At 64.9% G+C, this 10,310-nt stretch carries 8 protein-coding genes and 1 pseudogene; 3 read left to right on the top strand and 6 right to left on the bottom strand.

Features of this window, described 5'->3' with window-relative positions; translation table 11 throughout:
* The 5 genes and pseudogenes from VLR48_RS14930 to VLR48_RS14910 all read right to left on the bottom strand — a co-directional run.
* Positions 1-843: pseudogene (locus VLR48_RS14930) on the bottom strand (LTA synthase family protein); the annotation flags it as partial.
* A 199-nt stretch (positions 844-1,042) separates the two neighbouring features.
* A complete protein-coding gene (locus VLR48_RS14925; RefSeq protein WP_325292554.1) occupies positions 1,043-1,570 on the bottom strand; it encodes a DUF2934 domain-containing protein in 528 nt (175 codons plus the stop codon).
* 174 nt (positions 1,571-1,744) lie between these two features.
* Positions 1,745-4,267 carry an FtsX-like permease family protein gene (locus VLR48_RS14920; RefSeq protein WP_325292553.1) on the bottom strand — a complete coding sequence of 841 codons (2,523 nt, stop codon included), beginning with the start codon at positions 4,265-4,267 and terminating at the stop codon, positions 1,745-1,747.
* On the bottom strand, positions 4,264-4,998 hold the full coding sequence (locus VLR48_RS14915; protein WP_325292552.1) for an ABC transporter ATP-binding protein: 735 nt from the start codon (positions 4,996-4,998) through the stop codon (positions 4,264-4,266). The genes VLR48_RS14920 and VLR48_RS14915 overlap by 4 nt, the downstream gene beginning before the upstream one ends.
* Positions 4,995-5,234, bottom strand: coding sequence for a hypothetical protein (locus VLR48_RS14910; protein ID WP_325292551.1), 240 nt, complete (start codon positions 5,232-5,234; stop codon positions 4,995-4,997). Before VLR48_RS14910 ends, VLR48_RS14915 begins: the two co-directional genes overlap by 4 nt.
* 201 nt (positions 5,235-5,435) lie before the next feature.
* Between VLR48_RS14910 and VLR48_RS14905 the strand changes: the two genes are divergently transcribed.
* The 3 genes from VLR48_RS14905 to VLR48_RS14895 are packed head-to-tail and all read left to right on the top strand — an operon-like array spanning position 5,436 to position 8,703.
* Entirely contained in the window at positions 5,436-6,770 is a 1,335-nt protein-coding gene (locus VLR48_RS14905; protein WP_325292550.1) for a glycoside hydrolase family 57, read from the top strand.
* Positions 6,771-6,815: 45 nt separating this feature from the next.
* On the top strand, positions 6,816-8,282 hold the full coding sequence (locus VLR48_RS14900; protein ID WP_325292549.1) for a glycosyl hydrolase family 57: 1,467 nt from the start codon (positions 6,816-6,818) through the stop codon (positions 8,280-8,282).
* 25 nt (positions 8,283-8,307) lie between these two features.
* Complete coding sequence (locus VLR48_RS14895; RefSeq protein WP_325292548.1) at positions 8,308-8,703, top strand: DUF2750 domain-containing protein; 396 nt, start codon at positions 8,308-8,310, stop codon at positions 8,701-8,703.
* 416 nt (positions 8,704-9,119) lie between these two features.
* Here VLR48_RS14895 and VLR48_RS14890 read toward each other — a convergent pair.
* Positions 9,120-10,310, bottom strand: a 1,191-nt coding sequence (locus VLR48_RS14890; RefSeq protein WP_325292547.1) for a 2Fe-2S iron-sulfur cluster-binding protein, incomplete at its 5' end; no start/stop codon positions are given.

Below are 10,310 nucleotides of genomic sequence, written 5' to 3'. Positions count from 1 at the left end.
GGCGTGCCCCGATGCGGCCCAAAGCTCGCGGAATGCCGGATCAAGCGGATCGGCGGAGAGCTTGGATGCGCCGAGCAGCATCGGATCCCAGAAGGATTCGAGCACGATCATGTGGAGATTGCGCTTCGGTGCCGCCGGGCTTGCAACCTTGATCAGGTCGACCTGGACAGAGGTGCCGAGCCGCGCGAGTGCCTCTTCGACCTCGCCCGGCGTCGGGGCGGGCTCGCGCCGTGCGCGACTGCGCACGCCCTCCTGAAGGAGTTGCAGCGGGAGACCTCTGGACTCGAAGTTGCCGCGTTGATTCCAGACCGAATTTCCGAACTGCTTATCCAGCGCGAGACTTGCCGGCTCGGGGAAGGCGACGAGCAGTGCGGCGGCGAGCGCAACGACGCCGATATTGACCCAGGACCAAGCCCGACGCCAGGCGATCATCCACCAGAGCAGGATCGCCGGGACGGCAACCATGAGTGCGGCCCCTGCGAGCTGCCAACCCTCGAGCAGCAGAAACATGTTCTTGGCGGCGACGAAGTCGTCCGGCATCAGGGGACCGCCCAAGATCGACATCTTGAGCGCGTTGCCGAGCGTCAGCGCGGTGAACAGGGCAGCCGTGCCGAGAACGAAGCGCGCGAGGCTGCTCGACATGCCGTAGAGCAGGGCGCCGATCAGGAGGTGCGCGATCAGGTCGGTTCGAACGGCATCGGGTCCGGGCTTGACCTCGAACAGGAGATCCATGACGGCCTGTGCAGCCAGATACCAGGCCGCAACGAAGAGCATCGCGCCGATCCAGCCGAGGGCACGGCGGAGCCCGCTCGAACGAGGGGCCGGAAAACGGAGTCGGTTCATCGGTACTCGGTCATGCCAAGATCCCCTCTCCCCGGTGGGGCGACAGAGCATCAAGGACGCAAATGAAACGCCATGGGATCGACATGTAAAGTGTAATGCACGGGATTGTCCCTGACCAGCTCGGGGACTTTGGCGAGCGTTTCAAAGGGAACCCGTCACGCCGGGCGAGACCCGCTCCGCTTCGGCGCGCGGCCCGAGATCAGCGCCCGGAGATCCGCTTTGCGCTGGCGAGTAGATCGTCGATCTCACGCTCGGCTTCGGCCCAATCCTCGACCTCATGTCCGGGTGCGAATCGGCGTTTTTCCGCACGGTAATAGGCCGCCTCGTGGATCATGTGCAGTCGCTCCTCGTCGGAGACATTGGCGAGCGATCTCAGGCTGATGGATTTGCCTTCCAGTGCGGCCGGAGCGACGCGCGGCGCTGCGGCTCCGGGCTTTGCGGGAGCCTTTTTGGCGGGTGTCTTTTTTGCGGCTGCGCTCGCTGCGGTCGCACCGACGCGTGCGGGTGTGGCCTTCTTTGTCGCGGCGGCTTTTGCAGGAGCAGCCTTTGCCGGAGTGGTCTTTGCAGGAGCGGCCTTGGCCGGCGCGGTTTTCAGCCCGGCGCTCGGGCCGGCGGTCGATGTCGTGACCGTCTTCTTCGCTGCGGTCTTCTTGATGGCTGTGTTCTTGCTCTCCGCAGCCGCTTTTGGTGCTGTCTTCTTGGTTACGATGGTTTTGTCGTCGGCCATGTCGCTCGCTCGCCTCTTGGATTCCGGTGTGGACTCTTCGGGGGTTTTTACTGAGGCCCCGTCGGTCATTCGACGTCTTGATTCGAAACCGGCGGTTCTTTCTCGTCATCGCCGACAAGGATACACGGGATTCTCGTTCCCGTGGCAAGAACGGTCGCCTGGATTTCAAGCACCTTATTCCGACCTCAACGCCTGCGCCGGGTCCGTGTTGGCCGAACGATAAGCCGGATAGAGGCCCGCCAGCAAGGCGGCGCTCCAGGCGAGCAGCACACCCTGGATCAGGGTCAGGGGCGGGATGCGCATCTCCATGGTCCAGCCGAAGGATCGCAGATTCACGACCCCGATGAGGAGGTCTGCCATGACGAGTCCGAGCGGGATCGCCAGCAGTCCGGCCGAGAGGCCCAGGATGGAGGTTTGGGTCAGGATCAACAGGGTCAGCTCGCGCCGGGTCATGCCGGTCGCACGCATCACGGCGTAGTCGCGACGCCGCTCCAGCTCGAGCGCCATCAGGGCGCTCAACACGCCGATGAAGGCGACACCGATCGCCAGCAGACGCAGGACGTGGGTGATGGAGAAGGTGCGGTCGAAGATCTCGAGTGATTGCTCGCGGATCTCATCGTTCAAGGCGACGAGGACCGGGGTATCGAGCGCCTCCGTCAGGTCGCGGACCCGCTCGAAGACCTCGGCGCGATCGGTGTTGTCGTCGATCATGATGCCGATGGATGAGACGGCGTCGTCGTCCCACAGCGCCGCGTAACGGCCGCCGGACATGACCAGCATCCCCGCATCCGAGCCGTAGTCGCGAAAGACGCCGCCAATCTCGAAGGACTGCCAGCCGCTGTCGGTAAAGAGGGCAACTCGGTTGCCGACCCCGGCCTTGTGGTGATAGGCGTAGGGCTCCGAGGCGAGGATCAGCTCGCCGGCCTCGAAACGGGCCCAGAGATCCACGGCTGCTCCGTCCTCGAAGGTGAAGCCGCTCGGGCTAATCGACGAGGAGGTCAACCCGAGTAGGAGCACCGAGCCGGTTTCGGCCTCGACTCGCACGCTGCGCCCCATGCTGATCTCGGCGATGCCCGCAAGGCCGGACAGGCGCTGCGCCAGCCCGGACGGCAGGGCGCCGTCCGCGCGATTTCCCGTCTCCGAAGGTGCGGAGACATAGATGTCGCTTTGCAGCGTCGTGTCCAGCCAAACGACCAGGCTGCTGCGAAAGCTGTCGATCATGACGCCGACCCCGAGGGTCGAGGAGATGGCGACGGTCAGGGCCGCCGCGGCGATGCCGGTACGGGTGATGGATGCGGCCACGCCGCGCGCCGCGAGCACGGCGGGGATTCCGCCGATCGGCCCGACGACGCGCGTCAAGCCGAGTGCGATCGCGCGGAGCAGGGCGGGGACACAGAGGCTGAAACCGAGAATCAGGATCAGGATGGCCAGGAAGCCGAGACCGAGCGAACGACTCGGGAGCTGGGCCGCACCCCATCCGACGATCATCAGCGCCAGACCGAACGCACCCAGCCAGAGCACCCAGCGCTGTCCGCGACGCTCCAGGCTGTTGGCGCGCAGTACGTCGCGCGGCTGAGCCCGTGCGGCCTCGACCGCCGGGCCGAGCGCGGCGACCAAGGTGATGAGAAGCCCTGCGGCGACTCCCTTCACGACCGAGAGGGGCGTGACGAAGAGCTCGCGCACGGTCAGCGTGAAATAGATGTCGTTGATGGTGCGCGTGACCAGTTGCACCAATCCCCAGCCGGTCAGAATGCCCAAGGCCAATCCGAGCAGTGCGCCCGCCACAGCGAACACCAGCGCCTCGGACAGGACCAACGCGAAGAGTTGACCGCGCGTGCAGCCGAGTGTGCGCAGCGAGCCGAGCAGGCTGCGTCGCTGCAGCACCGCGAAGGTCATGGTGTTGTAGATGATGAACCCACCGACCAGCATGGCGAGCAGGCTCATGGCGGTCAGATTGGTATGGAAGGCCCGTGTCATCTGACGCAGGGTCTCGCTGCGTTGCGCAGACTCGACCAGCCGTAGTCCGGGTGGAAGCGTTTCGGCCACAACAGACGCGTCCTCGGGCGTGAGGACCAGATCGATCCGGTCGATCGAGCCGATCCGCCCGGCGATCTCCTGCGCGGTTGCGATGTCCGCGATCGCCAGACCCTCGAAGCCCCCCGCCTGATCCGAGGCGAGGATACCGACCAGCTCGGCCGAGATGGCGTGGGTCCCGATCCGCAACGGCAAGGCATCCCCCGGCGCGACGCCGAGACGCCGTGCATCGGCTGCGCTCAACAGCAGGGTGTCGGGCTGGGTTAGCAGACGGATCAGCGACGTGCCTTCGACCGTCAGGCCGGTGCCTCGGATGGAGGAGAAGGCCAGCAGATCGAGCCCGATCAGGGTCAAGGTTGCCTCGCCGATCCTTATCGGGAACTCGATGACCGGCGAGGCATCGGCCGCTGCGAGTCCGCCCCGGCGGCGCAGATCGGCATAGACCGCATCCGCGATGCCGCCGGAGGCCGCTTCGATGCGGTGGGTCGCTCGACCGGCGACGCGCTCGATCGAGAGGTCGAAGGCCCGCCTTGCGCTCTCGTTGGCGATGTCCACGGCGATGACGACCGCGACACCGAGTGCGATGCCGAGGACCGAAAGGCCGGACTGCCAACGGTGGCGGGCCAGATAGCGCAGGCTGGCGCGAACGAGGACCGGAATCACCAGGCGAGATCCCGGGCCGAGTCGACCAGCTGCCCCTTATCGAGCGTGAGCACCCGGTCGTCGATGCGCGAGACCGCCAGGCTGTGCGTCACCAGGATCAGCGTCCGGCGCCGATCCGCGAACAGCTCGGCCAGCAGCGCGAGGATCTGCTCGCCGGTCTCCACATCCAGGTTGCCGGTCGGCTCGTCGGCCAGGACCAAGGCGGGGGAGTGGATGAGGGCGCGGCCGATGGCGACGCGCTGCTGCTCCCCGCCGGAGAGCTGATCCGGGAAGGCCCGGGCGCGAGCGCCGAGTCCGAGGCGCTCCAACATCTCGGTGATCCGGGACATGCCGCGGGCGAGCGAGGTGCCGTTCAGCTCGAGCGGCAAGGCGAGATTCTCGGCGACCGTCAGGGTCGGGATCAGATTGAAGAACTGATAGATGAAACCGACCTGGCGGCGTCGCAGGAGCGTCAGGCCGGGCTCGCCGAGTGTCGCGAGGGTATGTCCCATGACCTCGACGCGCCCTTGATCCGGCCGATCGATGCCGGCGAGCAGGTTGAGCAGGGTCGACTTGCCTGAGCCGCTGCGGCCGAGCAGTGCGACGCACTCGCCGCGGTCCACGTCGAAGTTGATACCTTCCAGGACGCGGTGCTCAGTCGTCCCTTCACCCTCGCGATAGAACTTGTGTAGGTCCCGGATGCGCAGCACCGGGACGTCTGCGGACGGCTGGTCGAAGGTCGATGCACTCATGCGAGCCAACGCACCAGATAGTAGAGCCGCTGGCCTTCCGAGGAGCTCGACGGCCCGTAGACGATCGCCGGATGGAGGCCGCGATCAGACGCCGCCGCCGCGAGCGCCGTCGCTTCATCCTCGACGACCGTGACGCACCCCTCCGGGTAGCGGGCACGGTCGGTCCGTTTTGTCTTGATGATCGCGAATCTGTGATCCAGCGACGTCGACTCGGGGTCGATGAGAATCTTGGGCATGCGATAGTCTGTCTCGGAGGCTTGCATCGACGGGGGCGCGCGGGGCACGCGATTGGAGGGTGACAGGCACCGCACCCAAGGCGAGATGGTGCGTCCGCTTCGCGGTCGCAAGTGCGCATCGACAGAAGGCGTCGGGTTTTTGGGCGTTGGTCGCGCCTCTGTTATCCTAACGCTCTTCATGCCATCCGGGAGTGTCGTACCGTGATCGCCCAGCATGCGCTTGTTCTGAACCTGCATCAGCCCGCCGGCAATCTCGAGGAGCTTCTCGATAACCAGAGCTGGGAGGCGAAGGAGATCCTCTTCGCCCTGGACCGCATCCCGCGCAGTCTGTGGGGTCACGAAGACCTGGCTCGCGTCCATCTCTCCCTGTCCGGTACCCTGCTCGAGACCCTGTCGAATCCCGAGTTCCAGAAGCGTGTCTACGGCACCGTGGATTGCGGATCCCTCCTGTGGCACTTACAGAACGAGAAGCTCTTCGAGGTCTTGGGGACGGGTTTTTACCATCCGGTACTGCCGCTGATCCCCGAGGCCGACCGCGAGGAGCAGCTGCGCCGCTGGCTCGGCATCGCCCATCACCTGCTCTGGCGTCCGCGCTTCCAAGGCTTCTGGCCGCCCGAGATGGGATTCTCGATGGAGCTGATCCCGCTGCTGCGCGCATTCGGCTACCGCTATGTCATGGTCGACAGCGAGCATGTCGAGCCGATCTCGCCCATGAGCTGGCAGGAGCTGCGTTATCGGCCGCATATCGCGCGTTTCGGCGGCGAGGCGATCACGGTCATCGTGCGTGATCGCGATCTCTCCGATGCCCAGGAATCCGGGATGGAGCTGGACTGGTTCCTCGCGGAGGTCGCCGAGCGGACCAAGTGGTGCGACTTCACGCCGCTCGTGACCACCTGCACCGACGGCGAGAACGGCGGTTGGTTCAGGAACGTGACCGAAGGGGCCAACTTCTGGAGTGCCTTCTATCTGCCTTTGCTCGAGCGGGTTGCTGCCGGCGAGGCCGCGATCGCACCGACCTTCATCAGCCGCTATCTGGATACCTACGGCGCTCACGGCGAGGTGCGGGTGCGCACCGGCGCCTGGAATACCGGCTGGCATCACGGGCGCGACTTCACCCAATGGACCGGATCGGAGCGCCAGAAGCAGGCGATCGACGCATTCGCCAAGGCCAGCCGAATGGTGCATGACGCGCGTTGGTGCGCCACCGAGCGGGGCGTCTGTGAAGGCCCGGAGGCCGAGGCGATCGAGGAGGCGATGTGGCGTCTGCTGCGCGCCGAGACCAGCTGCCATCTCTACTGGGGCGAGGCTTGGGTGCCGCGTGCCGAGGCGGATCTGGAGGCTAGTCGTGCCGCACTCGCGCGTATCGGGATCCGCGGGGAGCCAGCGGACGCCGATGTACCCGCGCCCGAGTCGGCCTCCGAGCCCGAATCGCTCGAAGCGGACATGCGCGCCGAGGCGGCCGCGAACGCCCCGCCGACGACCCATGCGCCCGATGCGCCGGCCGCATCCGAGGCGCCCGCACCGAAAGCATCTTGAAACTCTCCGGCAACCCCGGAGCCACCCTTTCTCAAGGAGTCCAGCGTGAAACCGCTACCCGAGTATGTCGATGACCTTCCGAATATCTGCGGCCATGAATCGGAGGTCGAGGCCGTCGTTGCCGACGCGCGGACGCGTACGCTGTTCGCCGATCGCGGCGGCATCGATTTCAGCTCCATCCGCTCGGCGACCGCCATCGCCCTGCATCAGCATCAGCCCCTGATCCCGGCCGGCGGCGGGGATCTGCGCAGCGCCGCCTTGATCAGCAACCTCCAGTACATGATGGAGAATCAGCACATCGGGGACAATTACAACGCCCCGGCCTTCGTCTGGTGCTACAAGCGGATGGGCGAGTTCATCCCGCAATTGATCAACGAGGGCAAGTCACAGCGCTGCATGCTCGAATACTCGGGCACCCTGCTGCACGGTCTGCGCAAGATGGGCGAGCATCACGTGATCGATGCGCTCAAGGGCATGACGTGCAACCCGGATTACAACTGGGCGGTCGAGTGGCTCGGTATGCCTTGGGGCCACGCGGTCGCGCCCTCCACGCCCGTGCAGGATTTCCGTCTGCACGTGAAGGCGTTCCAACATCACTTCGCCGCCATCTTCGGGTGGGAGGCGTTGGAGCGGGTGCGCGGCTTCTCTCCCTCCGAGATGGCCCTGCCGAACCATCCCGACGTGGCCTATGCCTTCGTCAAGACGCTGGTGGATTGCGGCTTTCAATGGGTGCTGGTGCAGGAGCACACGGTCCAGCAGGTCGACACCGGGCGTAATCCGGAGCGCCCGCACATCCCGCATCGCCTGGTCGTTACCAACTCGCACGGCGAGACGGCGAGCATCATCGCCATCGTCAAGACCCAGGGGTCGGACACCAAGCTGGTCGCCCAGATGCAGCCCTGGTACGAGGCGCAAGGGTTGCAGCGCGTCGCGCTCGCCGGCAAGTCGATCCCGCCGCTGGTCACCCAGATCGCCGACGGCGAGAACGGCGGTGTCATGATGAACGAGTTCCCGGGCAAGTTCATGGAGGTGGTGGGGGCTTCGAGCCACACCGACACCCCCATGATGAACGGGAGCGAGTATCTGGAGCATCTCTTCGCGCTCGGCATCAAGGAGTCCGATCTCCCCGAGGTCCAGCCCCTGTTTCACGATCGCATCTGGGCGCGCATCCAGCCGGGCGACGGACCGGAGAAGCTGGAGAAAGCGATTACCGAGCTCAAGCGCGAAGACGGCCGATTCCACATGGAAGGCGGCAGTTGGACATCCGATCTGTCCTGGGTGAAGGGTTACGACGACGTGCTGGGCCCGATGGAGGAGGCGAGCGCGAACTTCAACCAAAAGGTCCTGATTCCCGGCGTCGCCACCGACGACCCGCGCTATCGCAACGCGCTCTTCCACCTGATGGCATCTCAAACGAGCTGCTATCGCTACTGGGGGCAGGGCCTTTGGACCGACTACGGGCGCGAGATCTGCCGACGGGTCAATGCGATCCTCGAGCAGGATTTCGGCTGACGACACTTTGGGAAACGACCTTGCAATGAACGCATCACCGAATGCAGAGGATCTCTCGGGCAGTTTCGACCTGCCGGGTGAAGAGCGCTATATCGCGTTTCTTGCACGGGTCACGCAACAGGGCCAGGTCTGGACCTTGAAGGGAGAAGATGGTTTTATCGCCTTTTCCGACGATGAAGGGCGGGAGTGTTTTCCCTTCTGGCCCGATGCGGCATGTGCCACGGCGCTGGCGACGCAGGATTGGGCCGATTGTCGCGCCGAGCCGCTGGCGCTCGACGTCTTCATGACCCGGTGGTTGACCGGCATGGCGAAGGACGGCCGGATGGTTGCCGTCTTTCCCGCGCCGGACGGTTCAGGCGTGGTCATCGAGCCCGAGACCCTGTTGGACGATCTCCGGGAGGAGGGCGAGCAGGGCGATTGAGGGACGGTATTGAAGGGAATGATCCGAGGGCGGTCACTCGCGGGTCGGACGGAGGCCCGCGAGCTCGTCGAGTTTGCTCCTTCGAAGTGCGTGAGACCTGGGACGGCAGACTGATCTATCCGAGCTCGCGCGAGACGGCCGGGGCAAGACCTCTGCTGGGGCAATTCGACCAACATGAGCCTTGGCTCGACGGGTTTTACCGTACACTGGCGGGGCTGCTGGAGGTTTAAACCGCGTCTAGAGCGAGATGCTCACTTTCGAGTCAACCCGACGTTTGGTGCATCCACAGTCCTTAGCGGGGACGCGGTTTAAAGTAATATATATTTCAAAATCTTAAACCGCGCATCCCCCGGCGGTCGTTAAATCTGCTCGGGCCGATCCCATCCTGGGATATCGCATATCGCGTCAGGCGCGGTTTAAGTCTCGGTAATCTCGCAAGCGATCCGGTCATCGGCGATTCCTTCGCTGCGGAGCAGTTCCGCCAGCCGTCCGATGGGTCCTTCCGGACCGGCCAGGTAGAAACGCAGGCCGCGTAGATCCGGGTGATCGGCGCGGACCACCGCAAAGACATCTTCCGCCCGGCCGCTCATCAAGGGGGTCAATTGGAAGTTATCCAGCGCATCCGTGAGCGCGCGGCCCCAACGTCCCTGATAGTGCCCTTCCGGATATTGCGTATCCCAGTAGAGGTGGAAGGACTCGATCACATCGATCGAGACGGCGTGCTCGATCAGGCTCTTCACGGGCGCGATGCCGTCGCCGAAGGCGATGAAGACCGCGGGCTCCGGCGCGTCCTCGGTCAGGACGAACCCACCGTAAGGCCCCTCGACCGTGATCAGATGGCCAGGGCGCAGTGGTTTGAAGACCTCATCGGAGAAGGCGTCGGCGCCGCGTCTGACGTAAAACCAAAGGTGTCGGGCGTTGCAGGGACAGCTCGCGATCGGCAGCTCGCGACTCGCGCCGTCTTCGAGCGTGAGTCGCACACGCTGGCCCGACATGAAGCGCAGCGTCTGGGTCCGCGGGGTCTGTACGTTGAGTGAGACGAGATCCTCGGAGATGTGCTCGAGCTTGCGCAGACTGGCTCGAATCTCCTGATGCGGGAGATCGGTGACCGAGAGGGCCTCGGCCGCCTCGATGACCACGTCGGTCACCGCCGTATGCGAGCAGGTTAAGAGGTAGCCCATCGCCTTCTCGCGCTCGCTCAGGACATAGTCGTGCTCGCGGATCTTCCGCGTTTCTCCGCTGATCAAGCGCGCCTTGCAGGCCCCGCAATTCCCGCTCGCACAACCGTAATTGAGGTTGATCCCGGCCCGCACCGACGCGTCGAGGATCGACTCGTTGCCCTCGACGAAGTAGTCGTGACCGCTTGGGATGAGCTTGACGTTGGCTGCCATGATGCGAAGAAAGGTGTCTTTGGCGAAGAGTTGTGCGCGTTCGTCGTTCAACCTGTCCGTGCTCAGCGCTGCGCGTGCGGTCCGGAGCCAATCGCGTGTTTCGCGAGCCCTGGTCCGAGCCGTTTCCACGGGTAAGTCCGCGAGCGACTCCAGGCGCTCGCCGATCTGATCCAAAAGATCCTCGGCCGCGCTCAGGGCCGACATGCGCTCGACGAG

Source organism: Thiocapsa sp., assembly GCF_035467215.1.
In the GTDB taxonomy this organism is placed as follows: domain Bacteria; phylum Pseudomonadota; class Gammaproteobacteria; order Chromatiales; family Chromatiaceae; genus Thiocapsa.
Note: the sequence above shows the minus strand (reverse complement) of the source record. Positions and strands in the feature narration are given on the sequence as shown.

Bases quoted from the DNA above. Each gene is read 5' to 3' on its own strand.
- VLR48_RS14910 (WP_325292551.1), bottom strand. From the start codon at position 5,234: ATGCCCAAGATTCTCATCGACCCCGAGTCGACGTCGCTGGATCACAGA.
- VLR48_RS14925 (WP_325292554.1), bottom strand. From the start codon at position 1,570: ATGGCCGACGACAAAACCATCGTAACCAAGAAGACAGCACCAAAAGCG.
- VLR48_RS14895 (WP_325292548.1), top strand. From the start codon at position 8,308: ATGAACGCATCACCGAATGCAGAGGATCTCTCGGGCAGTTTCGACCTG.
- VLR48_RS14915 (WP_325292552.1), bottom strand. From the start codon at position 4,998: ATGAGTGCATCGACCTTCGACCAGCCGTCCGCAGACGTCCCGGTGCTG.